The organism is Micromonospora peucetia (assembly GCF_900091625.1).
GTDB lineage: Bacteria > Actinomycetota > Actinomycetes > Mycobacteriales > Micromonosporaceae > Micromonospora > Micromonospora peucetia.
The window spans coordinates 283994-309349 of record NZ_FMIC01000002.1 but is presented as its reverse complement, the minus strand read 5'-3'; the positions used below and the strand labels follow the sequence as shown (position 1 = coordinate 309349).

22 protein-coding genes are annotated in these 25356 nt (G+C 72.5%); 15 read left to right on the top strand and 7 right to left on the bottom strand.

Annotated features, from left to right (window positions below):
* Positions 1-27: 27 nt before the first annotated feature.
* From GA0070608_RS01940 to rny, 7 genes are all read left to right on the top strand, one after another.
* Positions 28-1170 (top strand): acyl-CoA dehydrogenase family protein, encoded by a 1143-nt coding sequence (locus GA0070608_RS01940; protein WP_091620543.1) that lies wholly within the window; start codon positions 28-30, stop codon positions 1168-1170.
* Positions 1171-1247: 77 nt separating this feature from the next.
* Positions 1248-2618, top strand: coding sequence for an MFS transporter (locus tag GA0070608_RS01935; protein WP_091620540.1), 1371 nt, complete (start codon positions 1248-1250; stop codon positions 2616-2618).
* A 4-nt stretch (positions 2619-2622) separates the two neighbouring features.
* A complete protein-coding gene (locus tag GA0070608_RS01930) occupies positions 2623-2823 on the top strand; it encodes a DUF3046 domain-containing protein (protein ID WP_091620536.1) in 201 nt (66 codons plus the stop codon).
* Positions 2824-3007: 184 nt separating this feature from the next.
* Positions 3008-4054: a recombinase RecA gene (gene recA, locus GA0070608_RS01925; protein WP_091620532.1), complete on the top strand. Its 1047-nt coding sequence runs from the start codon at positions 3008-3010 to the stop codon at positions 4052-4054.
* A 14-nt stretch (positions 4055-4068) separates the two neighbouring features.
* Positions 4069-4764, top strand: a complete 696-nt coding sequence (locus GA0070608_RS01920) for a regulatory protein RecX (protein ID WP_091620528.1) — start codon at positions 4069-4071, stop codon at positions 4762-4764.
* A gap of 249 nt (positions 4765-5013) precedes the next feature.
* Positions 5014-5727, top strand: a complete 714-nt coding sequence (locus GA0070608_RS01915) for a 3-keto-5-aminohexanoate cleavage protein (RefSeq protein WP_091620524.1) — start codon at positions 5014-5016, stop codon at positions 5725-5727.
* 908 nt (positions 5728-6635) lie between these two features.
* Positions 6636-8402 (top strand): ribonuclease Y, encoded by a 1767-nt coding sequence (gene rny, locus GA0070608_RS01910; RefSeq protein ID WP_091620520.1) that lies wholly within the window; start codon positions 6636-6638, stop codon positions 8400-8402.
* 92 nt (positions 8403-8494) lie between these two features.
* Here the strand turns inward: rny and GA0070608_RS01905 are convergent, their stop codons facing one another.
* From GA0070608_RS01905 to GA0070608_RS01890, 4 genes are read right to left on the bottom strand one after another with little or no spacing between them, the layout of a single operon-like run.
* A complete protein-coding gene (locus tag GA0070608_RS01905) occupies positions 8495-9466 on the bottom strand; it encodes an amino acid ABC transporter permease (RefSeq protein WP_091620516.1) in 972 nt (323 codons plus the stop codon).
* Positions 9463-10170 carry an amino acid ABC transporter permease gene (locus GA0070608_RS01900; protein WP_091620512.1) on the bottom strand — a complete coding sequence of 236 codons (708 nt, stop codon included), beginning with the start codon at positions 10168-10170 and terminating at the stop codon, positions 9463-9465. Before GA0070608_RS01900 ends, GA0070608_RS01905 begins: the two co-directional genes overlap by 4 nt.
* Positions 10171-10210: 40 nt before the next feature.
* Positions 10211-11092, bottom strand: coding sequence for a glutamate ABC transporter substrate-binding protein (locus GA0070608_RS01895; RefSeq protein WP_091620507.1), 882 nt, complete (start codon positions 11090-11092; stop codon positions 10211-10213).
* A gap of 58 nt (positions 11093-11150) precedes the next feature.
* Entirely contained in the window at positions 11151-11906 is a 756-nt protein-coding gene (locus GA0070608_RS01890; RefSeq protein ID WP_091620503.1) for an amino acid ABC transporter ATP-binding protein, read from the bottom strand.
* 182 nt (positions 11907-12088) lie between these two features.
* On the opposite strand from GA0070608_RS01890, the gene selD reads away from it, so the two are divergent.
* Complete coding sequence (gene selD, locus GA0070608_RS01885) at positions 12089-13084, top strand: selenide, water dikinase SelD (RefSeq protein WP_411970761.1); 996 nt, start codon at positions 12089-12091, stop codon at positions 13082-13084.
* Positions 13085-13551: 467 nt separating this feature from the next.
* Positions 13552-14031 carry a hypothetical protein gene (locus GA0070608_RS01880; RefSeq protein WP_091620494.1) on the top strand — a complete coding sequence of 160 codons (480 nt, stop codon included), beginning with the start codon at positions 13552-13554 and terminating at the stop codon, positions 14029-14031.
* Positions 14032-14188: 157 nt separating this feature from the next.
* On the opposite strand, the gene GA0070608_RS01875 is transcribed toward GA0070608_RS01880, so the two are convergent.
* Positions 14189-14419 (bottom strand): DUF2277 family protein, encoded by a 231-nt coding sequence (locus GA0070608_RS01875; protein ID WP_091620491.1) that lies wholly within the window; start codon positions 14417-14419, stop codon positions 14189-14191.
* Between the two features lie 52 nt (positions 14420-14471).
* On the opposite strand from GA0070608_RS01875, the gene miaB reads away from it, so the two are divergent.
* Positions 14472-15971, top strand: a complete 1500-nt coding sequence (gene miaB, locus GA0070608_RS01870; protein WP_091620488.1) for a tRNA (N6-isopentenyl adenosine(37)-C2)-methylthiotransferase MiaB — start codon at positions 14472-14474, stop codon at positions 15969-15971.
* A 104-nt stretch (positions 15972-16075) separates the two neighbouring features.
* Here the strand turns inward: miaB and GA0070608_RS01865 are convergent, their stop codons facing one another.
* Entirely contained in the window at positions 16076-17284 is a 1209-nt protein-coding gene (locus tag GA0070608_RS01865) for a DUF349 domain-containing protein (protein WP_091620483.1), read from the bottom strand.
* 280 nt (positions 17285-17564) lie between these two features.
* Between GA0070608_RS01865 and GA0070608_RS01860 the strand changes: the two genes are divergently transcribed.
* Genes GA0070608_RS01860 through dapF form a run of 3 tightly spaced genes read left to right on the top strand, consistent with a single transcriptional unit; the run spans position 17565 to position 20066 of the window.
* On the top strand, positions 17565-18284 hold the full coding sequence (locus GA0070608_RS01860; protein ID WP_091620478.1) for a class III extradiol ring-cleavage dioxygenase family protein: 720 nt from the start codon (positions 17565-17567) through the stop codon (positions 18282-18284).
* Entirely contained in the window at positions 18281-19207 is a 927-nt protein-coding gene (gene miaA / locus GA0070608_RS01855) for a tRNA (adenosine(37)-N6)-dimethylallyltransferase MiaA (protein WP_091620474.1), read from the top strand. Before GA0070608_RS01860 ends, miaA begins: the two co-directional genes overlap by 4 nt.
* 7 nt (positions 19208-19214) lie before the next feature.
* A complete protein-coding gene (dapF, locus tag GA0070608_RS01850; protein ID WP_091620471.1) occupies positions 19215-20066 on the top strand; it encodes a diaminopimelate epimerase in 852 nt (283 codons plus the stop codon).
* Positions 20067-20309: 243 nt separating this feature from the next.
* Here the strand turns inward: dapF and GA0070608_RS01845 are convergent, their stop codons facing one another.
* Positions 20310-21776, bottom strand: a complete 1467-nt coding sequence (locus tag GA0070608_RS01845; RefSeq protein WP_091620468.1) for an NAD-dependent malic enzyme — start codon at positions 21774-21776, stop codon at positions 20310-20312.
* Between the two features lie 175 nt (positions 21777-21951).
* Between GA0070608_RS01845 and hflX the strand changes: the two genes are divergently transcribed.
* Entirely contained in the window at positions 21952-23409 is a 1458-nt protein-coding gene (gene hflX, locus GA0070608_RS01840; protein ID WP_091620464.1) for a GTPase HflX, read from the top strand.
* A gap of 51 nt (positions 23410-23460) precedes the next feature.
* The gene (locus GA0070608_RS01835) at positions 23461-25329 is read left to right on the top strand and encodes an SMP-30/gluconolactonase/LRE family protein (RefSeq protein WP_176733611.1); all 1869 of its coding nucleotides are present in this window, start codon (positions 23461-23463) and stop codon (positions 25327-25329) included.
* Positions 25330-25356: the final 27 nt, after the last annotated feature.

Below are 25356 nucleotides of genomic sequence, written 5' to 3'. Positions count from 1 at the left end.
CGGGTGAGCGGTGCCACACTTGCCGCCATGGAGCAGCATCTCTACGAGCGCGACCACGAGGAGTTCCGCGAGCTGTGCCGCGAGTTCCTGACCCGGGAGGCGGTGCCGCACCACGAGCGCTGGGAAGCCGACGGGATCGTCGACCGCGAGGTGTGGCGCCGGGCCGGGGCCGCCGGCCTGCTGGGCATGGACGTCGCCACGGAGTACGGCGGCGGCGGGCAGCGGGACTTCCGGTTCAACGCCGTGCTGGACGAGGAGATCGTGGCCGCCGGCTGCACCGGGCTCGGCTTCGGCCTGCACAACGACGTGGTGGCGCCGTACCTGACCGAGCTGACCACGGACGACCAGCGCAAACGCTGGCTGCCCGGGTTCTGCTCCGGCGATCTGGTCACCGCGATCGCGATGAGCGAGCCGGGCGCCGGGTCCGACCTGGCCGGGATCCGCACGAGCGCGGTCCGCGACGGCGACAGTTGGGTGCTCAACGGCCAGAAGACCTTCATCACCAACGGGGAGCTGGCCGACATGGTGGTCGTGGTCGTGCGTACCGCACCGGAGCAGGGCGCGCACGGGGTGAGCCTGGTCGCGGTGGAGAGCGGCACGCCCGGCTTCTCCCGGGGCCGGCGGCTGGCCAAGGTCGGGCTCAGGGCCAACGACACCGCCGAGCTGTTCTTCGACGACTGCCGGGTGCCGGCGGAGAACCTGATCGGCACCGAGAACCACGGCTTCTACCACCTGATGGCCAACCTGCCCCGGGAACGGCTCAGCATCGCGGTCGCGGCGGTGGCCGCCGCCGAGCGGCTGCTCGCCGTCACCCTCGACTACGCCCGCTCCCGGCAGGCGTTCGGCCGGCCGATCGGCGCGTTCCAGCACAACCGCTTCCTGCTGGCCGAGCTGGACACCGAGGTCACCATCGCCCGCACCTTCGTCAACCACTGCGTCGCGGAGTACGACGCCGGCCGGCTCTCGGTCACCGACGCGGCCAAGGCGAAGTGGTGGACCACCGAGTTGCAGAACAGGGTCGCCGACCGCTGCGTGCAGCTGCACGGCGGCTACGGCTACATGCTGGAGTATCCCGTGGCGAAGGCCTGGCTGGACGGGCGGGTGCAGACGATCTATGGCGGCACCACCGAGATCATGAAGGAGATCATCGGTCGCGGCCTCGGCCTGTAGCTGAACCGACTGCCGGGTGGCGGGGTGGGTGCGCAAGGATGAGACCGCATTCCACCCCTTACCTCGAAGGAGCCGCCATGGCCACCGGCCTCGCCGCGCCGCTCGTCACGCCCGACGTCGCGCGGATCCAGCGGCGTACCCTGCGGCTGCTCTTCGTCACCCAGATCATCGGCGGGATCGGGGTGACCATCGGCGTCGCCGTCGGGGCGCTGCTCGCCTCCGACATCGCCGGCACCGCCGTCGCGGGTCTGGTCAGCAGCGCCGCGGTGGTGGGCGGGGCGCTGCTCGCCGTGCCGGTCACCAGGATCATGACCGTCCACGGCCGGCGGCCCGGCCTGGTCGTGGCGTACCTGACCGGCGCGGCCGGCGGCGCGCTGGTGGTCCTCGCCGCGGTCACCCGGTGGGTTCCGCTGCTCTTCCTTGGCATGCTCCTGTTCGGCGGCGGCAGCGCGGCCAACCTCCAGGCCCGCTACACCGCGGTGGACCTGGCGGCCCCGGCACGCCGGGGCCGCCAGCTCTCGCTGATCGTCTGGGCCACCACCATCGGTGCGGTCGCCGCACCGAACTTCGCGTCGCTCGCCGATCGCACCACCAGCGGCTGGGGGTTGCCGACGTTGGCCGGTCCGTTCGCGTTCAGCGCCGTCGCGCTGGTGCTGGCCGCCGGGGCGATCATGGCGTTGCTGCGGCCGGACCCGCTGCTCACGGCGCGCCGACTGGCGTCCACCGGCCCTGCCGGTATCCCGGTGCCCGCCGGCCCGGCTGGCACCTCGGCGACCCCCGGCCCGGCTGACACCCCGGCGACCGCCGTCGTCGCGCCGGTGTCGACCGCCCGGCGCGTTGCGGGCATGCGGGCCGCCTGGTCGGTGGTACGCACGAGGCCGGACGCCCGGCTCGGCATCGTCGCGGTGGCGGTCGGCCACCTGGTCATGGTCGCGGTGATGGTGATGACCCCGGTGCGTCTGCACGAGTGGCACGACGACGCCGACGTGCTGCGGGTGGTCGGTCTCGTGCTGAGTCTGCACATCGCCGGCATGTACGCCCTCGCCCCGGTGGCGGGTTGGCTCACCGACCGGGTCGGCCGTCGGGCGGTGATCCTCGGTGGCGTCGGGCTGCTGCTCGTGGCGTGCGCGGTCGCCGGCACGGCCGGGCACCGCACGGCCTGGCTCTCGGTCGGGTTGTTCCTGCTCGGCCTGGGCTGGTCGGGGACCATGGTCGCGGGCTCGACGCTGCTGTCGGAGTCGGTGCCGGTGGAGATCCGGCCGAGCGTCCAGGGGCTTTCCGACCTGACCATGGGGCTGGCGGGCGCCGCTGCCGGGGCGGCCAGCGGGTTTGTGGTGGAGGCGGCCGGTTATCCGGTGCTCACCCTGCTCGCGGCGGTCGCGGTGGTGCCTCTGGTGACGCTAGCGTTGCGGCCGGTGCCGGTGGGGGCACCGGACGAGGAGGACTGATCACGTGCGGCTGACCGACTTCTGGACCAGGCTGGCAGAGGCGTTCGGCCCCGGCTACGCGGGCAGCATCGCCCGCGACCAGGTGCTCTCGCAGCTCGGCGGGCGGACCATCGAGCAGGCCCTGGCGTCGGGTGAGCAGACCCACGTGGTGTGGCGTGCGGTCTGCGCCGCCTATCCCGACCGGGTGCCCGCACGACTACGCTGAGCAGCCGTTTCGTGGCTTCCGCGTGTCGCCTGCCGCCTCGTACACCTGTTCGGCTATTGTCCACAGCGGGGTGCTCGTCCACAGCTCACGGCCGGTCGGCTGGTTTTCTGTCGGACCCAGCGCCTAGCGTGTCCGCGTGACGCGAAGCTCAGGAAAGACGCCGGCGAAGGCAGGGGTGGCAAACATGGCCGCAGGGCCCGACCGGGAGAAGGCACTCGACCTTGCTCTCGCTCAGATCGACAAGCAGTTCGGCAAGGGCTCGGTGATGCGGCTCGGGGAGCGGCCGGTCATCCAGACGTCGGTGATCACGACGGGCTCGATCGCGCTCGACGTGGCGCTCGGCGTGGGTGGCCTGCCCCGCGGCCGGGTCGTCGAGATCTACGGCCCGGAGTCCAGCGGTAAGACGACGGTGGCCCTGCACGCGGTGGCCAACGCCCAGCGGGCCGGCGGCATCGCTGCCTTCGTCGACGCCGAGCACGCGCTCGACCCGGATTACGCGAAGGCCCTCGGCGTCGACACCGACGCCCTGCTGGTCTCCCAGCCGGACACCGGCGAGCAGGCGCTGGAGATCGTGGACATGCTGGTCCGCTCCGGCGCGATCGACGTCATCGTGATCGACTCGGTGGCTGCGCTGGTGCCGCGCGCCGAGATCGAGGGTGAGATGGGCGACAGCCACGTGGGTCTCCAGGCCCGGCTGATGAGCCAGGCGCTGCGGAAGATCACCGGCGTGCTCAACAACACCGGCACCACGGCGATCTTCATCAACCAGCTCCGCGAGAAGATCGGCGTGATGTTCGGCAGCCCCGAGACCACCACGGGTGGCCGGGCGCTGAAGTTCTACGCCTCGGTCCGGCTCGACGTGCGCCGCATCGAGAGCCTCAAGGACGGCACCGACGTGGTCGGTAACCGCACCCGGGTCAAGGTCGTGAAGAACAAGGTCGCCGCGCCGTTCAAGCAGGCCGAGTTCGACATCATGTACGGCAAGGGCATCTCCCGCGAGGGTTCGCTGATCGACGTCGGCGTCGAGCAGGCGATCATCCGCAAGTCCGGCGCCTGGTACACCTACGACGGTGACCAGCTGGGCCAGGGCAAGGAGAAGGCCCGCGAGTTCCTCCGGGAGAACCCGGACGTCGCCGCCGAGATCGAGAAGAAGATCCTGGAGAAGCTCGGCGTCGGGGTCGGCGCGGGCGACGCCGCCGGTGGCCCGGAGCTGCCGCCGGTCGACTTCTGACCGGCCCCTGATCCGTGGCAGGACGACGCGCCCGCACGGGGCGGGGCTGGGATGCCAGCCCTGCCCGCGCGGGTGACGACAGTGCGCCCCGGCCCCGTCGGGCCCGGCGCGGCCGGGCGGAGGAGACCGACCCCGAGGCACCTCCGGCCCCACCGCGCGCCGAGGGGGAGCTGGCGCGGGAGATATGCCTGCGCCAGCTCGCCGTGCGGCCCCGCACCCGGGCCGAGCTGGCCGGGGCGCTGGCGAAGCGGGGCATCTCCGACGAGGTCTCGGCGGAGGTGCTCGACCGCTACGACGAGGTCGGCATCATCGACGACGCCGCCTTCGCCCGGGCCTGGGTGGCCAGCCGGCACTCCGGCCGGGGCCTGGCCCGCCGGGCCCTCGCCAACGAGCTGCGCCAGCGCGGGGTGGACGGCGAGGTCGCGAGCGAGGCGCTCGGCGAGCTGGACGAGGAGACCGAGGCCGAGACCGCCCGCGCCCTGGTCGAGCGGAAGCTGCGCACCGCCCGGGGCGAGCCGGACGCGGTCTTCCGGCGGCTGGTGGCCATGCTGGCCCGCAAGGGCTACCCGCCGGGCGTGGCGATCCGGGCGGTGAAGGACGCGCTCGCCGCGCAGAGCGCCGAGGCGGCCGAGTTCGCCGAGCAGATCGACGCTGACGCGCTCGCCGACGCTGAGGGCGAGCTCGACCGGGACAGCCGCTCCGCCGGGTGAGCAGCGCGGCAGGCGGAGCGGGATCTCTGTCCTGAAAGGCGTGCGAGCAAGCCGGGTCGGGCGGGAGGCGCAGCCGGCCGGGTCGATCGGTGGAGTCGGGGTGCGCATCGCCATGGACTCTGAGCCGGGTGGCGGTCTCTGGGTTGGCGGCCTGCCGCCATGGGTTCTGAGCCGGGTGGCAGGCTCTGCGCTGTAGGCGTGTCGCCATGAGGCTCGCTGAGTCGTGGGGCGGGCGGAGGGAGACTTCCAATGCTGAAGGCGTGCCTCAACGGAGCCCGCAGGTGCGACGAGCACCTGGCGGTGCCGGTCACCCCGGCCGAGCTGGCAGCCGACGCTGCCCGCTGCGCGGGGCTCGGTGCCGGCGCGGTGCACGTGCATCCTCGGGACGCCGCCGGCCGGGAGTCCCTGCACCCGTCGGTGATCGCCGCCGCGCTGGACGCGATCCGGGCCGCCTGCCCGGAGGTGCCGGTCGGGGTGAGCACCGGGGCCTGGATCGAGCCGGAGCCAGCCGCCCGGGTGACTGCCGTCCGGGCCTGGACGGTGCTGCCCGACTTCGCCTCGGTCAACGCGCACGAGCCGGGCGCCGAGGCGGTGGCGGCGGCGCTGCGCGAGCGGGGCGTCCTGGTCGAGGCGGGTCTCTGGACGGTCGACGCGGTCGAGACGTACGCGCGATGGCGGGTGCCGGCCGGGCGGATCCTGGTCGAGTGCATGGCCGAGGACCCGGCGGTGGCGCTGGCCGACGCCGCCGCCATGCTTTCGGCGCTGCCACCTTCGGCGGCCGAGGGCCCACCGGTGCTGCTGCATGCCGAGGGGCCGGCAACCTGGTCGGTGCTGGCCGAGGCGGTGCACCGGGGACTGCACAGCCGCGTCGGGCTGGAAGACACGCTGTTGCTGCCCGACGGCTCCATCGCGCCCGACAACGCCGCACTGGTGGTGGCGGCGCTGGCCGCCGGTGCCCGCTGACCCGCCCGGCACCAGAACCAGCCCGACGCCTCCACCAGCCCGACGCCTCCACCACCCCGCCGCGCGCCGCCTGCGGCCTAAGTCGCGCGCCGCCTGCGGCCTATGTCGCCCGTTGCCTGCTGCCTAAGCCGCGCGCCGGCACCGACCCGTGGCTCATGATCGGTTGACGAGGGCCGGGCCTCAGGCACCCCGAACTGCCGGCTCAGCGACAAACGATCAGAGGAGTGGTGCGTCCGAGTGGTTCCGGCTCGGCCCGGCTGACGCGGACCGGTGCCCGGCGGACGCAACCTGGTGCCCGGCTGACGCGGACCGGCGACAGTTGTGTCACAGTCGGCCGGTCGGTGCTCCGGCGGGTACGTGCGCGCGGCCTGGCTGAGCAGGGCCGACATGCCACCGGACCCGGTTCGCCGCCGTTTTGTCCGTCGGTGTCCGGGCGTGCATCAGCTTTGCGTGACGCGACAACTTCTCTCCGTTCGGGGGGTTTGATCATGAGTTCTTGACCAGAGCACCCTGGGAGACCTAGCCTCGCCGTACAGGCTCACATTGCCCGACCAAGCGCAGGCTAAGCACACAACATAGATCGCGTAACAGAACAGCATCACTTTGACCGACGCGGTCGGTCACTGGCGGCAGCTTCGGACTGGCCGGTCCGAGGTTGGCGCGACAACTGCACCCGGCCGTCGGCGATGCCCCCGAGTGGGCACCGCCGACGGAAGCCACCCCACGGCCAGTCGCTCCGGTCGGGCGTCCACAGCCGCAGGGTGCGTGCCCATCGGCACGGTCGCTGCGGTCCCGACGTTCAGGGGAGGCGGCCATGGCGAGGCGGCGCAGTTGCACCGGGGTGCCGGCATGAACGGGCCGGGCGTCGGGCCGGGCCCCGTGGTCATCGGGCGGGACGGGGCGTCGGCATGAGCGGGTTCGACGTCGTGATCCTCGCGGTGGTGCTGATCCTTACGGTGGTCGTGCTCGGGGCGGTGCTGCTCGGCGTACGGGCGCTGCGCCGGTTCGGTACGGCGCCGGCGCCGGCGGATCCCGCCTTCATCGCCGAGAAGGACCGGCAGGAGCAGTCCCTCGCGGCCCTGCGCACCGCCGCCGACGAGGCCAACAGCACGATCGACGTGGCGAAGTCCGCCGCCGCGGCGGCCCGCACCGAGGCGGCCGCCGCGAAGGCCGAGGCGAAGGCTGCCCGGGCCGAGGCCGGCCGGGTGCTCGATGACGCCCGGGCGGAGGCCGACACTGTCCTGGACCGAGCCCACAAGCAGGCCGAGGCCGACGCGGAACAGCTACGGGCCACCGCCCGGCGCAGCGGCGAGCGGGAGGTCGCGGTGCTCGCCGCCACCACCCGCGAGCAGGCCGCCGAGGTGGAGCGACGGGCGGCCCGGATGGACGAGCGCGAGCGGCTGCACACCGAGGAGGTGGAGCGGCTCGCCGAGCGGGAGCGGCAGCTCACCGCCGCCAGCGCCGCCCTGTCGGCGCGCGAGGCCACGCTCGCCCAGCGCGAGGTCGAGTTGGGTGAGGCGGAGGAGCGGCGGCGGCGCGAGCTGGAGCGGGTCGCCGGGCTCACCGCCGACGCGGCCCGGGCGGAGCTGATCGAGGCGATCGAGGTCCAGGCCAAGCGGGAGGCCGCGCTGCTGGTCCGGGACATCGAATCCGACGCCCGCGGCACCGCCGAGCAGCGCGCCCGGCACATCGTCGTCGACGCCATCCAGCGGGTCGCCAGCGAGCAGACCGCCGAGAGTGTGGTCAGCGTCATGCACCTGCCCGGCGACGAGATGAAGGGGCGGATCATCGGCCGGGAGGGTCGCAACATCCGAGCCTTCGAGTCGGTCACCGGCGTCAACCTGATCATCGATGACACCCCCGAGGCGGTGCTGCTCTCCTGCTTCGACCCGGTGCGCCGGGAGGTCGGCCGGCTGACCCTGGAGAAGCTGGTCCTCGACGGGCGGATCCACCCGCACCGCATCGAGGAGGTCTACGACCTGGCCCGGCACGAGGTGGAGCAGCTCTGCCAGCGGGCCGCCGAGGACGCCCTGGTCGAGGTCGGCATCACCGAGATCCACCCGGAGCTGGTCACCCTGCTCGGCCGGCTGCGCTACCGGACGTCGTACGGGCAGAACGTGCTCAAGCACCTGGTGGAGACGGCGCACATCGCCGGCATCATGGCCGCCGAGCTGCGGCTGGACGTGCCGATCATCAAGCGCTCGGCGTTCCTGCACGACATCGGCAAGGCGCTCACCCACGAGGTGGAGGGCAGCCACGCCATCATCGGCGCCGATCTGGCCCGAAAGTACGGCGAGTGCGAGGACGTCGTGCACGCCATCGAGGCGCACCACAACGAGGTGCCGCCGCAGACCGTCGAGGCCGTCCTCACCCAGGCGTCCGACGCCTGCTCCGGCGGTCGGCCGGGGGCCCGGCGGGAGAGCCTGGAGGCGTACGTCAAGCGGCTGGAGCGGATCGAGGAGATCGCGGCCGGCAAGCTCGGTGTGGAGAAGGTCTTCGCCATGCAGGCCGGCCGGGAGATCCGGGTGATGGTCAAGCCGGACGACGTGGACGACATCGGCGCCGCCGTGCTGGCCCGGGACGTGGCCAAGCAGATCGAGGAGGAGCTGACCTACCCGGGCCAGATCCGGGTGACCGTGGTCCGCGAGTCCCGGGTCACCGAGATCGCCCGCTGACGGCGCGAGGCGGCACCGGGACTTCCCCACTGACGGCGTAATGCGAAAGGGCCGGCCCGATCATCGGGCCGGCCCTTTGACGTGCGTCAGGGTCAGGGGCTGGCGCCGTTGCTCTCCGATTGGGAGGCGAGGGCCGCCGGGGGCGGGTTCTGGGCCGGGGTGCCGGCGGTCTTGCGACCGCGGGAGAGCCGCCGCTGTACGTACTGGGCCAGCTTCGACAGCGAGTAGTTCACCAGGATGAACATCACCGCGATCACGACGTAGACCTGGATCGGGTTGTCCAGCACGCCGATGATCTGCTTGCCGATGTTCAGGGTCTCCTCGTAGCTGATGATGAAGCCCAGCGAGGTGTCCTTGAGCACGACGACGAGCTGGCTGATCAGTGCCGGCAGCATGATCCGGAACGCCTGCGGCAGCAGGATCATCCGGGTGGTCTGCGACGGGGAGAGGCCGATCGCGGAGGCCGCCTCGGCCTGCCCACCGGGCAGGCCCTCCATGCCGGAGCGGAGGATCTCGGCGATCACCACCGAGTTGTAGATGGTGAGGCCGATGACCAGGTACCACAGCGTGTCGAACGAGACGCCGAACTCGGGGAAGCCGCGGGCCGCGAAGAAGATCGTGATGACCACGGGCAGGCCCCGGAACACCTCGACACAGACCCGGGTGACCGCCGACAGCAGCACGCTCAGCCCGCGCAGCAGGTAGGCCAGCGGGGCGGCGAGCCCGGTGAACCGGCGCCGGGTCAGGCTCTTGAGCTGGATCCGGAGCACCGCGAGCAGGGTGCCGACCACCAGCGAGGAGACGATCGCCAGGGCGGCGGCGGTCAGCGTGTTCTTGAGGCCGACACCGATCCGGTCCCACACCAGCGAGAAGTTCTCGTTGGAGGGGTCGATCAGCGGCCCCCAGAGCTCCATCGAGAACTGGCCCTTGGCGTCCAGCGGGCGGTAGACCAGGAAGTATGCGCCGACCAACAGCACGACGGTGGCGACGAGGCTGCCGACCAGCGTGATTCGGCGCTGCCGGGGACCGGGGACGTCGTAGAGGACGCTGGTCTGCTGGCTCACCGGGCCACCGCCTGCCGCTTCTCGATCCGGTCGAGGAGCGCGCCGAGGGGGACGGTCATGATCAGGTATCCGATCGAGATGCCGATGGCGACGGGTACGAAGGCGTAGCCCTCAGCCGAGGTGAGCTGGTCGGCGGTCGCCGAGAGGTCGCCGACCACGCCGAAGAAGCCGATCAGGGCCGAGTTCTTGATCATCGCGATGATGACCGAACCGAGGGGGACCACCGAGGCCTTCCAGGACTGCGGCAGCACCACGTACCGCAGGTTCTGGCCGAAGGTGAGGCCCAGCGACCGGGCGGCCTCCGCCTGGCCGGCGGGCACGGCGTTCACGCCGGACCGCAGCGCCTCGCAGACGAACGCCGCGGTGTAGAGCACCAGCGCGATCAGCGCGAAGCGGAAGTAGGGCAGATCCGTGTCGAGCCGGCTGAACACCGCGTCGAGACCGGGGATCCGTAGAAAGTCCGCGTTGGAGCCGAGCGCGGGCAGGCCGAACGCGGCGAAGAACATCACCACGGTCAGCGGCATGTTGCGAAAGACGTTGACGTAGCCGGTGCCGAGCGCCCGCAGCGGCGGTACCGGGGAGATCCGCAGCACCGCCACGACGGCACCCAGGATCAGGGCGCCGATCGCGGCGAGTACGCAGATCTGGAGGGTGAGCCAGAAACCACCCGCGAAGACGTCGAACTTGTCGATGAGCACACTCACGGGCCGGTCTTCCTCCCCACCCTCCAGATCAACGAATCACTCAGTAGCGGTTGACGGCCGGCGCGGAACCCAGCGTGGCGCCGAACTTGCCGGCGGTGCCGTCCCAGGCCTTCTTCCAGCTGCCGTCGGCGTACGCCTTCTCCAGCGTGTCGTTGACGAAGTTGCGGAAGTCGGTGTCCTCCTTCTTCACCCCGAGGCCGTACGGCTCCTTGGTGAAGTTGTCGCCGGCCAGCTTGAACGACGACGTCTCGTCCTTGGCGATGTAGCCGAGCAGGATCACGTTGTCCGTGGTGACGGCGTCGACCTGGCCGCCCTTGAGGGCGTCACGGCACTTGTCGTAGGTGTCGAAGAGCACCACCTGGGTGGCGATGTCCTTGACGTGCTTCTTGATCTCCTCGGCCGGGGTGGAGCCGGTCACCGAGCAGACCTTCTTGGTGCCGTCCTTGAAGGAGTCCGGCCCGGTGATGGTGGTGTCGTCCTTCTTCACCATGATGTTCTGGCCGGCCTCGTAGTACGGCCCGGCGAACGCGATGCGCTCCTTGCGCTTGTCGTTGATCGTGTAGGTGGCGGCGACCAGGTCGACCGTGCCGTTCACGATCACGTCCTCGCGGACCTTCGAGGGGGCCTCGACCCACTCGATCTTGTCCTCGGGGATGCCGAGCTCCTTGACGATGATCTTCGCGACCTCGACGTCGAAGCCCTCCGGCTTGCCGGAGAGGCCCTTCTGGCCGAAGCCGGGCTGGTCGAACTTCGTGCCGATCTTGATGGCCTGGGCCTTGTTGAGACGCTCCATGGTGCTGCCGGCGGCGAAGGACTTGCTGCCGGCGCCGGTGCCCTCCTCGGCGTCGTCGCCACCGCAGGCCGTCAAGCCGAGCGCCAGGGTGGCGGCCGCGGCGAGCGCCGCTACGCGCGTGATACGCATGTTCATCTCCTTGCTTCGACGGAACCGCCGGGGGACGGCGCGCTCCAGGTACGGACGCCTAGTGCGTGAGGATCTTGGAGAGGAAGTCCTTGGCCCGCTCGCTGCGCGGGTTGGCGAAGAACTCGGCCGGCGGCGCGTCCTCGACCAGTTGGCCGTCGGCCATGAAGATGACGCGGTTCGCCGCGTGCCGGGCGAAGCCCATCTCGTGGGTGACCACGACCATGGTCATGCCCTCGCGGGCCAGCGACGTCATCACGTCCAGCACCTCGCCGACCATCTCCGGGTCCAGCGCGCTGGTCGGCTCGTCGAAGAGCATCGCCTTGGGCTGCATGGCCAGCGCTCGGGCGATCGCGACCCGCTGCTGCTGACCGCCGGAGAGCTGGGCCGGGAACTTGTCGGCCTGGTTCGCGATGCCCACCCGGTCCAGCAGGGCCAGGCCGCGCTCGCGCGCCGCCGCAGGCTTCTCCTTGCGGACCTTGACCGGTCCGAGAGTGACGTTCTCGAGGATCGTCTTGTGCGCGAAGAGGTTGAACGACTGGAAGACCATGCCGACCTCGCTGCGCAGCTTCGCCAGCGCCTTGCCCTCGGCCGGTAGCGGCTGCCCGTCGAAGGTGATCGTGCCGGAGCTGATCGGTTCGAGGCGGTTGATGGTGCGGCACAGCGTCGACTTGCCGGAGCCCGACGGGCCGATCACCACGACCACCTCGCCGCGCCCGACCGACAGTGAGACGTCGTCCAGCACGTGCAGCGGCCCGAACCACTTGTTGACCGAGTCCAGCACGATGAGCGGTTCGCCCGTCGTCACGTCGTTCACCGTCCCTGTCGTCGCGCGGGTCGGTTGACCCCCGGTTGCGCAACTGTAGGCGGGGGGATGTGGCGGCACGCAACTCAGTTGGTCACGGAGCGATAACACCAGTTCCGATCGGGGTCAAGAGTCCGATTTTGACCCCGATCCGGCCCGCCGCAGTAGCGGTGCCCGGGCGGCCCGGAGATCATGTGGGGATGACCGAACCGGTACGGCTGACCCGGTACGCCCGGGGTGGCGGCTGCGCGTGCAAGATTCCCCCGGGAGAGCTGGAGACCATGGTCGCCGGGCTCGGCCCGGCCACCGGCACCACCGAGCTGCTCGTCGGGCTCGACCACGGCGACGACGCCGCCGTGGTCCGGCTCGACGAGCGCACCGGCCTGGTCACCACCGCCGACTTCTTCACCCCCGTCGTCGATGACGCGTACGACTGGGGGCGCATCGCCGCGACCAACGCCCTTTCCGACGTGTACGCCATGGGCGGCACCCCCCTCGTCGCGCTCAACCTGCTCTGCTGGCCGCGCGACGTGCTGCCGCTGGAGCTGGCCCGGGAGGTGCTGCGCGGCGGTCAGGACGTGGCCCGCGACGCCGGCTGCCACCTCGCCGGCGGGCACAGCGTCGACGACGAGGGCCCCAAGTACGGGCTGGCCGTCACCGGGGTGGTCCGGCCGGAGGAGCTGATCACCCTGGACGCGGGCCGGGCCGGCCTGCCGCTGTCGCTGACCAAGCCGCTCGGCGTCGGGGTGCTCAACACCCGGCACAAGGCCACCGGGGAGAGCTTCCCCGAGGCGGTCGCCGCGATGACCACCCTCAACCGGGACGCGGCGCGGGCCGCGGTGGCGGCCGGTGTCCGCTGCGGCACCGACGTGACCGGCTTCGGCCTGCTCGGGCACGCGTCCAAGCTGGCCCGGGCGAGCCGGCTGACGGTGGCGATCGACGCGGCCCGGGTGCCCTACCTGGCCGGCGCCCGGGACGCGGTGCGCGACGGGCACGTCAGCGGCGGCAGCCGGCGCAACCTGGAGTGGGTCACCGGGTGGACCGACTTCGGCGGGACCGGCGAGGACGAGCGGCTGTTGCTGGCAGACGCGCAGACCTCGGGCGGCCTGCTGGTCGCCGGTGAGCTGCCGGGCGCCACCGTGATCGGCGAGCTGCTGCCACCCGGGCAACACCGCGTCGTCGTGCGCTGAGTCCCAACCCGTACCCGAACCCCGGCGCGCCTCCCCGCCTCCCCGCCTCCCCGCCTCCCCGCCTCCCCGCCTCCCCGCCTCCGCGCACCCACACCCTCGCGATCTTGCACTTTTGGCCCACGAAACACGAGCTTCGTGCGGTTTGTCGGGGCACAAAGTGCAAGATCGCCGGGGCGGGCGTCGGGCGGGCGTCGGGCGGGCGTCGGGTGGGCGCCGGGCGGGCGCGAGGGTGGGCACCGGGCGGGGTGCGAGGGTGGGTGTCGGGGTGGGGTGGGGCGTGTTGGCGGGCTACCGTACCCGATAAACTGTCATCTTCCCGCTACTCTGAGCAATGATGCCCACGGGAATTTTGCCCGGAATGGTCACAGACCGGTAACTTGCCCCCGGCTGAGGTCATATGCCCCCCACCATCGTCAGTAAGGCCCGATCCGGAGGCCGGTGGGACGAGCACAGCGAGGAGGCGCGGCATGACCGAGCTGTGGAACTGGAGAATCGACCGGGTGCGGCCGGTGGAGGTCTACCCGGCACTGGCCGAGGCGCTCGGCCGGGTGGTGATGCCCCTGGCGGCGGCGGATCCCGCCCGACTGCCGACGTACGCGGTGATCTGCGACGTCTGGCAGGCGCCGGGGGAGTTCGCCACGATCGTGGACTGCTACGGGGTGCCTGACCAGCTCTCCGAGCACGGCAGCATAGCCGCGTTGGCGCGGCTGCTGGAGCGCAACTGCCTGTTGCGCGACGACACCCTCGACGCCGGTCGGCACCTGCTCGTCGCGCCCGACGGCACGATCCGGCCGGTGCACTTCGACGTCCGGGAGACCGACGACGGCGAACTGCTCGCCAACCAGCGCCTGTGCACCGAGGCGGATCCCCGCTGCCGTGGCTGGTCGCAGTGCCACCGCTCGCGCTGGGCGCCGGACTCGGTGCTCCCCGCGCTCGCCGCCGCCTGAGGCCGGCCCGCGCAACGGGTCCCGGGCCGGCCCGCGCAACGGGTCCCCAGGCCGGCCCGCGCGACGGGTCCCCGGGCCGGCCCGGCGGCCGACCAGGTCCGCCCCGGTCAGCTTCACCAGTTGTCCGGTGTCCACCCGCCGCCCGGCGGGGAAGAGGTCAGGTCGCCGCGCCGGCGGAGCGGGCGCCGCGTACCTCCAGCTCGCTGAGCAGGGTCGCGGTGGCTGCGGCGACCGCGGCGACCGCCGTGTCGAAGGCTGCGGCGTTGTGGGCGGCGGGCTTGCGGAAACCCGAGATCTTGCGGACGTACTGCAACGCCGCGGCGTCGACGTCGGCCGGGCTCACCTCGGCGACGTACGGCTCACGCAGGGTCTTGATGCTCCGACACATGGCTCCTCCTCGTTCGATCCGTTCGGGTGGGCCCGGATACGCTGTCCGGGTCATGACTACCGCAGCGGCGAGCAGCCCGCGCACCTATCAGGTGCGCACCTACGGCTGCCAGATGAACGTGCACGACTCCGAGCGCATTTCCGGCCTGCTGGAGCAGGCGGGCTACGTGCGCACCGCCGAAGCCGACGACAACCCGGACGTGATGGTGTTCAACACCTGCGCCGTGCGGGAGAACGCCGACAACCGGCTCTACGGCAACCTCGGTCACCTGCGCCCCGTCAAAGCCAGGCACCCGGGGATGCAGATCGCCGTGGGCGGCTGCCTGGCCCAGAAGGACCGGGGCGAGATCGTCCGCAAGGCGCCCTGGGTCGACGTGGTGTTCGGCACGCACAACATCGGGTCGCTGCCGGTGTTGCTGGAGCGGGCCAGGCACAACGCGGCGGCCGAGGTGGAGATCCTCGAATCCCTCGACGTCTTCCCCTCGACCCTGCCCACCCGCCGCGAGTCCACGTACGCCGGCTGGGTGTCGATCTCCGTCGGCTGCAACAACACCTGCACGTTCTGCATCGTGCCCGCTCTGCGGGGCAAGGAGAAGGACCGCCGCCCCGGCGACATCCTCTCCGAGGTCCGCGCCCTGGTCGACGAGGGCGTGCTGGAGGTGACGCTGCTCGGGCAGAACGTCAACTCCTACGGCACCGAGTTCGGCGATCGGCTCGCCTTCGGCAAGCTGCTGCGCGCCTGTGGCGGCATCGAAGGGCTGGAGCGGGTCCGGTTCACCAGCCCGCACCCGAAGGACTTCACCGACGACGTGATCGCCGCGATGGCCGAGACGCCCAACGTCTGCCCCTCGCTGCACATGCCGCTCCAGTCGGGCTCCGACGACGTGCTGCGTGCGATGCGCCGCTCGTACCGGGCCGACCGCTACCTGGGCATCATCGAAAAGGTCCGGGCGGCGATGCCGGACGCGGCGATCACCACGGACATCATCGTCGGCTTCCCCGGTGAGACCGACGCCGACTTCGAGCGCACCCTCGACGTGGTCCGTGCGGCCCGCTTCTCCTCCGCGTTCACCTTCCAGTACTCGAAGCGCCCCGGCACGCCGGCCGCCACAATGGACGGCCAGTTGCCCAAGCAGGTCGTGCAGGAGCGCTACGAACGGCTGATCGCCTGCGTGGAGGAGATCACCTGGGCGGAGAACCGGAAGCTCGTGGGGGAGCCCGTCGAGGTGCTGGTCGCCGTCGGTGAGGGGCGCAAGGACGAGCGCACGGGTCGGATGTCCGGCCGTGCCCGCGACGGCCGTCTGGTCCACTTCGCGGCGGGTTCGTACGACGGTCGGATCCGCCCCGGCGACATCGTGCGCACCACCGTGACCTACGCCGCCCCGCACCACCTCAACGCCGACGGCGAGCCGCTGGCACACCGGCGCACCCGGGCCGGCGACGCGGCCGAGGCGGGGCGTGCCCCGCGTACGCCGGGGGTGCTGCTCGGGCTGCCCACGATCGGTGCGCCGGCCACGGCGCCCGCGCCGACGACGGGCTGCACCGCGCACTGACCCGACACCAGCCGGGGCTCCGCGTGGCGGCCCCCGGTCGGTGTGCCAAGACTGACGGAAGCCCCCGGTCCCTCAGGGACCGGGGGCTTCCGTGGTGGTTCAGTTCAGCCGGCCTGCTCGGCGAGCTGGAGGAACTGCCGCTTGGAGGCCAGCGCCTGCTCGGCCTCCTTGACCCGGCGGGCGTCCCCGGCCGCCTGGGCCCGGGCCAACCGCTCCTCGGCCTCGGCGACCTGCACCCGCATCTGGGCGAGCAGGGGGTTGTCCTCCTTGGTGGTACGCCGCCACGCGGAGTCCATCACCTCACGGACCTTCTCGTCGATGACGCGCAGCCGGCGCTCCAGCCCGGTTGCCGCCTCACGGGGCACCCGGCCGGCCTCGTGCCACTGCGCCTGGATGTCCCGCAGCCTGGCCTGCGCGCCCTTCGGGTCGCCGTCGACGTCCAGCGCCTCGGCCTCGGCGAGCAGCGCCTGCTTGCGCTCCAGGTTGCCCCGCTGCTCGTTGTCGCGGGCGGAGAAGACCTCGCTGCGCCGGGTGAAGAACTCGTCCTGCGCGGCCCGGAACCGCTCCCAGAGCTTCTGCTCTGCCTCCTTGGAAGCCCGCGGAGCGGCCTTCCACTGGTTCATCAGGTCCTTGAGCTGGTTGGCGGTGGCCGCCCACTCGGTGGAGTCCTTGATCTTCTCGGCCTCGGCGACCAACTCCTCCTTGACCGTCTGCGCCTGCTTGCGCTGCGAGTCGAGGGAGGCGAAGTGGGCACCCCGGCGGCGGGTGAAGCCGTCCCGCGCGGCGGCGAACCGCTTCCACAGCTCACCGTCGGTCTTCTTGTCGACCCCGCGGATGGCCTTCCACTCGTCGAGGATCTCCTTGAGCCGGTCCCCGGCGGTCTTCCAGCCGGTCGACTCGGCGGCCAGCTTCTCCGCCTCCTCCACCAGGGCCTGCTTGCGGGCGAGCGCCTCGACTCGGGCCGCGTCCCGGGCGGCCTTGGCTTCGCCGGCCTTCTCCTCGGCGACCGTGGCGAGCCGGTCCAGCCGCGCCGCCAGCGCGTCGATGTCGCCGACGACGTGCGCCTCGGCGAGCGAGGCACGGATCCGCCGGATCGTGGTCAGTGAGTGGCCGGCGTCGGCGGCGCCCGACTTGAGCCGGGCTTCCGTCAGGTTGACCTCCGTCACCAGGTCGTCGAAGCGGCGGGCGAAGTGCGCCAGTCCCTCCTCGGGCGCTCCCGCCTGCCACGATCCGACCACCCGCTCACCGTCGGTGGTCTTGACGTACACGGTGCCGTCCGCGTCCACCCGTCCGAAGGCAGTCCAGTCGCTCATGTGCCCATCCTCGTTCTCCCGGCGTCGGGGAGCAGTCCCGCGATCGCCGCCACGGCGCAGCAAAGTTTCCCCAGGCATTGTCACAGGTGCGACCCCGTTCCCGTCGAGCGCCTATCGCCGACCGTGACCATACGGTGTCCTACCGCCTGCGGACAGGCTCCCTGAGAGGAGTGTCGGAATCTGGCGTACGCCGTACGAACCGATCGGCCGGGAACCCGGGCCAGGAACGCCCGGGCCGGGTGCGGGGCGCCGGGCGCGGTCGGGCCGATACCGTTGCCGGGTGCCCCTGGTCGCCGCCGCCGTCTGCCCCCACCCGCCGCTTATCGTCCCCGAGCTGGCCGGTGCCGCCGCACCCGAGCTGGACGAGCTCCGCGTCGCCTGCGACGCCGCCGTCGCCGGGCTGCTCGCCGCCGAGCCCGAGGTGATCGTCCTGGTCGGCGGCGGGCCGGAGACCGCCCGCTTCAACTCGGCCGACTACGGCTCGCTGCGGCAGTACGGCCTCGACCGGTACGTGCGGCTCTGGAAGGTGAACTGCGCCGGGGGCGAGCGGCTGCCGCTGAGCCTGACCGTCGGCGCGTGGCTGGTCGGCCGCTCCCGCACCGAACTGCCCCGGCTGGCCCGGTCCGTCGCGGCCGACGCGTCCCCGGCACAGTGCGCCGAGTTGGGCGCGGCGCTCGGCGCGCAGTCGGAACCGCGTACCGCCCTGCTGGTGACGGCGGACGGGTCGGCCTGCCGCGGCCCGAAGTCGCCCGGCTACGACGACCCGCGCGCCGGGGCGTACGACGACGGGGTAGCCCGCGCCCTGGCCGACGCGGACGCCGAGGCCCTGCTCGACCTGGACCCGTCCCTGTCGGCGCAGCTGAAGGCCGCCGGCCGCGCGCCCTGGCAGGTGCTGGCCGGCGCGGTCCGCGCGACGGGCGGCGACTGGCGCGGCGAGCTGCGCCACCACTCGGCGCCCTACGGCGTCGCCTACTTCGTGTCGTCCTGGACGCCGGCGTGACGGGCCGCCCACCGGTCGGGACGGTCGTCGCCGTGGTCGGGCCGACGGCGGCCGGCAAGTCCGCGCTGAGCATCGCCCTTGCGCACGCCCTCGACGGTGAGGTGGTCAACGCCGACTCGATGCAGCTCTACCGGGGCATGGACATCGGCACCGCCAAGCTCACCCCCGCCGAGCGCGAGGGGGTGCCGCACCACCTGCTGGACATCTGGGACGTCACCGAGCCGGCGAGCGTCGCGGAATACCAGCGGCTGGCCCGCGCGGCCGTCGACGACATCCTGGCCCGGGGCCGGGTGCCGCTGCTGGTCGGCGGCTCCGGTCTCTACGTGCGGGCGGTGCTGGAACACTTCGAGTTCCCCGGCACCGACCCGGCGGTGCGTGAGCGGCTGGAACGGGAGTTGACCGAGGTCGGCCCCGCCCCCCTGTACGCCCGACTGCGCGAGGCCGACCCGGCCGCCGCGGCGGGGATCCTGCCCGGCAACGGCCGGCGGATCGTCCGCGCCCTGGAGGTCATCGAGCTGACCGGGGAGCCGTTCACCGCCTCGCTGCCCGACCCGACCCCGTACTACCCCTGCGTGCAGCTCGGGGTGGACCTGGACACCGCGCTGCTGGACGGGCGGATCGCCCTGCGGGTGGACCGGATGTGGGCCGACGGCCTGGTCGCCGAGACGCGGGACCTGGTCGGGCGCGGGCTGCCCGAGGGTCGTACGGCCAGCCGTGCGCTCGGCTACCAGCAGGTGCTGCGCCTGCTCGCCGGGGAACTGACCGAGGCCGGGGCGCACGACGAGACCGTCCGGGCCACCCGGCGTTTCGTCCGGCGGCAGCGGTCCTGGTTCCGCCGCGACCCGCGGATCCACTGGCTGGACTCGTCCGCGCCGGACCTGATCCCGGCCGCCCTGCGCCTGCTGCCCGCCGCTGCGCGATGATGGGGGCGTGCAGTTCACCAAGGGCCACGGCACCGGTAACGACTTCGTCATCCTGCCCGATCCGGACAACCGGCTCGACCTGACACCGGGGGTGGTCGCGGCCCTCTGCGACCGACGACGCGGGATCGGCGGTGACGGCGTGCTGCGGGTGGTCCGGGCGGCGAAGCATCCGGTGGGCGCCGACCTGGCCGGCGAGGCCGAGTGGTTCATGGACTACTGGAACGCCGACGGGTCGTTCGCGGAGATGTGCGGAAACGGCGCCCGGGTCTTCGTCCGCTACCTGGTCGCCACCGGGTTGGCCGAGCCGGCCGGGGAGGCGCTGCCGGTGGCCACCCGGGCCGGCGTCGTGCGCGCGCTGGTCACGGCTGACGCCATCGCCGTCGAGATGCGCCGCCCCCGGCTGTACGACACGTCGACCGCCACCCTCGGCAGCCTGACCCTGCCCGGCACGGCGGTCGACGTGGGCAACCCGCACCTGGTCTGCGCGCTGCCGACCGGGCTGGAGTTGACCGCGCTCGACCTGACGCGGGCCCCCGACGTCGACCCGGTGATCTTTCCGGCTGGGGTGAACGTGGAGTTCACCGCTCCGGGCGAGCCGGTCGACGGCACCGACGGGCACGTGCAGATGCGGGTGTACGAGCGCGGCTCCGCCGAGACGCTCTCCTGCGGCACGGGTGCCTGCGCGGTGGCCGCTGTGGCCCTGCGCGACGCGGGTCGGGACACCGGCGTGTTGGCGGTGGACGTCCCCGGCGGGCGCCTCTCGGTCACGATCACCGAGGACTCCTGCTGGCTGGCCGGCCCCGCGATCCTGGTCGCCACCGGCACCCTGGACCCCACCCCCCTCACCACCCCCGCCTAGCCCACCCGCCCAAACCCCACCCCACCCCCGCGCCCTCGCGGCCCTACCCCACCTCCGCGCGCCGATCTTGCACTTTTGGCCCACGAATTGTCGGCTTCGTCCGGAATGCTGGGGCAGAAAGTGCGAGATCGACGAGCGCGACCGTCCCGCCCGGCCGGGGTGCGGGGCGGAGGGGAGGGCGGAGGAGGGTGCGCTGCGGGGGTGAGAGGGCGGGGGAGAGGGCGGGGGTGGGGAGGGCGGGGGTTAGGGGGTGGCGGAGGCTTCGGCGGCTAGTTCGGGGAGGTCGGCGGGGCCGGGGTCGGCGGCGGGGGGCGGGGCCGGGTTCTGGGCGGCGGCGCGGACCGCCGCGGCGACCGCCGGGGCGACCCGGGAGTCGAAGACGCTGGGCACGATCACCGTCGGGTTGATCTTGTCCTCGCCGACCACGTCCGCGATGGCCCGGGCCGCCGCGATCGCCATCTCCTCGGTGAACTCCTCGGCGTGCGCGTCCAGCATGCCCCGGAAGACGCCCGGGAAGGCGAGCACGTTGTTGATCTGGTTCGGCTGGTCGGAACGGCCGGTGGCGACCACGGCGGCGTACTTGCGCGCCTCCCGCGGGTCGACCTCCGGGTCCGGGTTGGCGAGCGCGAAGACGATCGAGTCCTTGGCCATCGCGGCGATGTCGTCGCCGGTGAGCAGGTTCGGCGCGCTCACCCCGATGAAGACGTCCGCGCCGCGTACCGCCCCGGCCAGGTCACCGGAGTAGTTCTCCTTGTTGGTGTGCTCGGCCAGCCACTGCCAGGCCGCGTTGAGCCCGGTCATCCCACGGTGCAGGGCGCCCTGCCGGTCGTACGCGATGATGTCGCCGACGCCCTGGCGCAGCAGCAGCTTCATGATCGCCGTGCCGGCCGCGCCCGCGCCGGAGACCACGACCCGGACGTCCGCGAGCTGCTTGCCCACGACCCGCAGCGCGTTGGTCAGCGCGGCCAGCACGCAGATCGCGGTGCCGTGCTGGTCGTCGTGGAAGACCGGGATGTCCAGCGCCTCGCGCAGCCGCGCCTCGATCTCGAAGCACCGCGGCGCGGCGATGTCCTCCAGGTTGATCCCGCCGTACGCCGGGGCGATCGCCTTGACGATCTGCACGATCTCGTCGGTGTCCTGGGTGTCGAGCACCACCGGCCAGGCGTCCACGCCACCGAAGCGCTTGAACAGCGCCGCCTTGCCCTCCATCACCGGCAGCGACGCCGCCGGCCCGAGGTTGCCCAGGCCCAGCACGGCGGAGCCGTCGCTGACCACGGCGACGGTGTTGCGCTTTATGGTCAGCCGGCGGGCATCGGCCGGGTTCTCCGCGATGGCCATGCAGACCCGGGCCACCCCCGGGGTGTACGCCCGGGACAGCTCGTCACGGTTGCGCAGCGCCACCTTCGAGCTGACCTCGATCTTGCCGCCGAGGTGCAGGAGGAAGGTCCGGTCGGAGACCTTGCGTACGTCCACGCCGTCCAGCGCCGTCAACGCGTCGACCACCTGGTCGGCGTGGCTGGCGTCGGCGGTGTCGCAGGTCAGGTCGACGAGCACGTGGGTGGGGTCGGAGTCCACCACGTCGAGCGCGGTGACGATCGCCCCGGCCTCACCGACGGAGGTGGTCAGCCGGCCGATCGAGGATGCGTCCGCCGGTACGGCGATCCGGATCGTGATCGAGAATCCGGCACTTGGAAGTCGGGTGATGGCCACGGGATCCCTCCGTCGACGCTGAACGGCTCGCCCCGCATTTCTACTCGCCCCGGCCGTCCCGTCAGGCAGCCGCCCCCACTTTTGTGGCTTATCGCGGTGGGCATATAGCGGGTGCGTTCCGCGTTGACACATGTCAGGATTGCTCGGTACGTGACAGAACGGACAGGAGACCGGCTTGCACAACCAGGAGACCCTTCTTCCCTACGAGGACGACGAGCTCGACGCCACCACGACCACCGGTGAGTTCGAGCTGTCGGAGCGGCAGGCGCTGCGGCGGGTCCCCGGCCTCTCCACCGAGCTCGCGGACGTCACCGAGGTCGAGTACCGCCAACTGCGCCTGGAGCGCGTGGTCCTCGTCGGCGTCTGGACCGAGGGCACGCAGAACGACGCCGAGAACTCCCTCACCGAGCTGGCCGCGCTGGCGGAGACCGCCGGTTCGGAGGTGCTCGAGGGGCTCATCCAGCGGCGCAGCCGCCCCGACCCGGCCACCTACATCGGTCGGGGCAAGGTCGACGACCTCGGCGCGGTCGTGCTCTCCAGCGGCGCCGACACGGTGATCTGCGACGGCGAGCTGTCGCCGTCCCAGCTGCGCAACCTGGAGCAGCGCACCAAGGTCAAGGTGGTCGACCGCACCGCGCTGATCCTCGACATCTTCGCCCAGCACGCCAAGAGCAAGGAGGGCAAGGCGCAGGTCGAGCTCGCCCAGCTCGAATACCTGCTGCCGCGCCTGCGCGGTTGGGGTGAGAGCCTGTCCCGGCAGTCCGGTGGTAGCGGTCGTGGCGGCGGCGCCGGCGGTGGCGTGGGTCTGCGCGGCCCCGGTGAGACGAAGCTGGAGACCGACCGGCGCCGGATCCGTCACCGCATCTCCCGACTGCGCCGGGAGATCAAGGGCATGCGGACGGTACGCCAGACCAAGCGCGCCCGGCGTTCCCGCAACGCCGTGCCGGCCGTGGCCATCGCCGGCTACACCAACGCCGGCAAGTCGAGCCTGCTCAACCGGCTGACCGGGGCGGGCGTGCTGGTGGAGAACGCGCTCTTCGCCACCCTCGACCCGACCACCCGCAAGGCCACCACGGCCGACGGGCGGCTCTACACCCTCTCCGACACGGTCGGGTTCGTCCGGCACCTGCCGCACCAGATCGTCGAGGCGTTCCGCTCGACCCTGGAGGAGGTCGCCGAGGCCGACCTGGTGGTGCACGTCGTCGACGGCACCCACCCGGATCCGGAGGAGCAGGTCCGGGCGGTCCACGAGGTGCTCGCGGAGGTGGGCGCCGACCGGCTCCCCGAGCTGCTGGTGGTCAACAAGACCGACGCGGCCGACGAGGAGACGCTGCTGCGGCTCAAGCGGCTCTGGCCGGACGCGGTCTTCGTCTCCGCGCACACGGGTCGCGGGATCGACGGGCTGCGCGAGGTGGTCGAGGCGCGGTTGCCCCGCCCGGCGGTGGAAATCCGCGCGGTGCTGCCGTACGACCGGGGTGACCTGGTGGCCCGGGTGCACCGTCAGGGCGAGGTGCTGAGCACCTCCCACCTGCCGGAAGGCACCCTGGTGCACGTCCGGGTCGGCGAGGCGCTCGCCGCCGAGCTGGCGCCGTTCCGATCGGAGGAAGGCCAGCCGGTCGCGGGCGCGCGATGACGGCCTCCCTGCGTCACCCGGCGGAAACGTCCGGCATGCGACACTGATTCAATGCGCCGCGCTGTTTCTTCGGTCACGGTCGTCCTCGGCTTGCTGGGGGCGACCGTGGCGTGTACCGGGGTCGCCCTGGCGGCGGCGCCCGCCTCGGCTTCGTCCCCGCTCGCAGCCGCCCCGGGCAAGAAGCGGTGCACGGTCACCGACGAGCGGCTGCGGGAGCTGTCCGGCCTGGTGGCCACCAAGAGCGGCTACATCGTGATCAACGACGGCACCGACGTGGAGAGCCGCAAGCGGGTCTTCTTCCTCGACGCCAAGTGTGGAATCGCGAAGGAGCCGGTCCGCTACTCGGGACAGGGACCGTTCGACACGGAGGACCTGGCGCTCTCCCCGGACGGCACGACGCTCTGGATCGCCGACACCGGCGACAACGTCACCAGCCGCGAGCGCCGCGAGCGGGTGGCGCTGTGGAGCATGCCGGTCAACGGGTCCAAGCGGCCGGTGCTGCACCGCCTCGGCTACCCCGAGGGCAAGCCGCACGACGCCGAGGCGCTGCTGATCGGCGACGACGGCAACCCGTTGATCATCACCAAGGTGATGTCCGGCAAGGCCCAGATCTTCAGCCCTACCGGGCCCCTGAAGAGCGGGGACACCCCGGCGGTGCCGATGAAGCAGGTCGGCGAGATCGCCCTGCCGGCGACCGACACGGACAACCGGCTCGGCGCTCCGGGGCGCGTGGCGATCACCGGTGCGGCCCGGTCCCCCGACGGCTCCCGGGTGGTGCTGCGCACCTACGCCGACGCCTTCGAGTACGACGTGACCGGCGGGAACGTCGTGGCGGCCCTGACCAGCGGCAAGCCCCGGGTGACGGCGCTCGCCGACCCGTTCGGTGAGGCGATCACCTACAGCCCCGACGGCAAGACCTTCCTCACCGTCTCCGACGGCGGCCAGCTCGACGAGGACACCCCCATTGACATCCTCGGCTACACGCCCTCCACGGAGGGCGCGAAGCCGGTGGCCGGCGGGGCGGACGCGCCGAAGAAGGAAGGCCAGTCCTGGATCGACGGCCTGAGCCTGAGCGACATCACGTACCTGATCGCGGCCGTGGGGGTGGTCGGCGCGCTGATGGTGGCGGCCGGCGTCTTCGGCATCCTGCGGGCCCGGCGCAAGCCGGCGCCCACCCGCGACGACGATCCTGACCGCGACGGCGTCGTCGCCGACGACCGGCGTGGGTCGGCGGACGACGGCTTCCTGCCGCCTGGCGACCGGGGACGGGGCGGTGTCTACGGCGGTGCGCCGGCCGGCGGTGTCTACGGCGGCCCGGCCGGTGGTGGGCGCGGCGGTGTCGCGCCCACCGGTGGCGGGGGCCACGGCGGAGTCCGCCCGGCCGGCGGTGGCGTCTACGGAGGCGCCCGTCCGGCCGCTGGCAGCGGCGGTGCCGGTGTCTACGGCGGCGCTCGCCCGCCCGTCGGTGGCCCGCCCGGCTTTGGTGGGCCACCACCCGGCGGCGGCGGTGGTGGCCGTCAGGGTGCCGGCGGCCGTCAGGGCGGCGGTGTGGGTGGCCGTCACGGCGGCGGTGGCGGCGGTCGCCAGGGTGGCGGTGTGGGTGGCCGTCACGATGGCGGCGGTGGCGGCCGTCATGGTGGCGGGTATCCCGGCGGTGCCTACGGCGGTGAGGGCCAGTCGGACGGCGGCGGCTACGGCGGTGGCCGGGCAGAGCCGCCGCGTCGGGGCGGCGAGCCGGATCCCCGGGGCCAGCGGCCGGTCCGCCGTCGCGACGACGGCCCCGAGGGTGGTCGCGGCTACGGCCCGGAGGGTGGCCGCGGCTACGGCCCGGAAGGTGGTCGCCGATATGGCCCCGAGGACGGTCGCGGCCATGGTCACGTGCCCGATGGCGGCCGGGGCTACCGGGGCGACCGCTACTGACTCTCGCCCGCCCGGCCGACGCGGTGT

Bases quoted from the DNA above. Each gene is read 5' to 3' on its own strand.
- GA0070608_RS01895 (WP_091620507.1), bottom strand. From the start codon at position 11,092: ATGCGTATCACGCGCGTAGCGGCGCTCGCCGCGGCCGCCACCCTGGCG.
- GA0070608_RS01835 (WP_176733611.1), top strand. From the start codon at position 23,461: ATGCGCCGCGCTGTTTCTTCGGTCACGGTCGTCCTCGGCTTGCTGGGG.
- rny (WP_091620520.1), top strand. From the start codon at position 6,636: ATGAGCGGGTTCGACGTCGTGATCCTCGCGGTGGTGCTGATCCTTACG.
- miaB (WP_091620488.1), top strand. From the start codon at position 14,472: ATGACTACCGCAGCGGCGAGCAGCCCGCGCACCTATCAGGTGCGCACC.
- GA0070608_RS01915 (WP_091620524.1), top strand. From the start codon at position 5,014: ATGCTGAAGGCGTGCCTCAACGGAGCCCGCAGGTGCGACGAGCACCTG.
- GA0070608_RS01935 (WP_091620540.1), top strand. From the start codon at position 1,248: ATGGCCACCGGCCTCGCCGCGCCGCTCGTCACGCCCGACGTCGCGCGG.
- GA0070608_RS01865 (WP_091620483.1), bottom strand. From the start codon at position 17,284: ATGAGCGACTGGACTGCCTTCGGACGGGTGGACGCGGACGGCACCGTG.
- GA0070608_RS01940 (WP_091620543.1), top strand. From the start codon at position 28: ATGGAGCAGCATCTCTACGAGCGCGACCACGAGGAGTTCCGCGAGCTG.
- recA (WP_091620532.1), top strand. From the start codon at position 3,008: ATGGCCGCAGGGCCCGACCGGGAGAAGGCACTCGACCTTGCTCTCGCT.
- GA0070608_RS01880 (WP_091620494.1), top strand. From the start codon at position 13,552: ATGACCGAGCTGTGGAACTGGAGAATCGACCGGGTGCGGCCGGTGGAG.
- GA0070608_RS01875 (WP_091620491.1), bottom strand. From the start codon at position 14,419: ATGTGTCGGAGCATCAAGACCCTGCGTGAGCCGTACGTCGCCGAGGTG.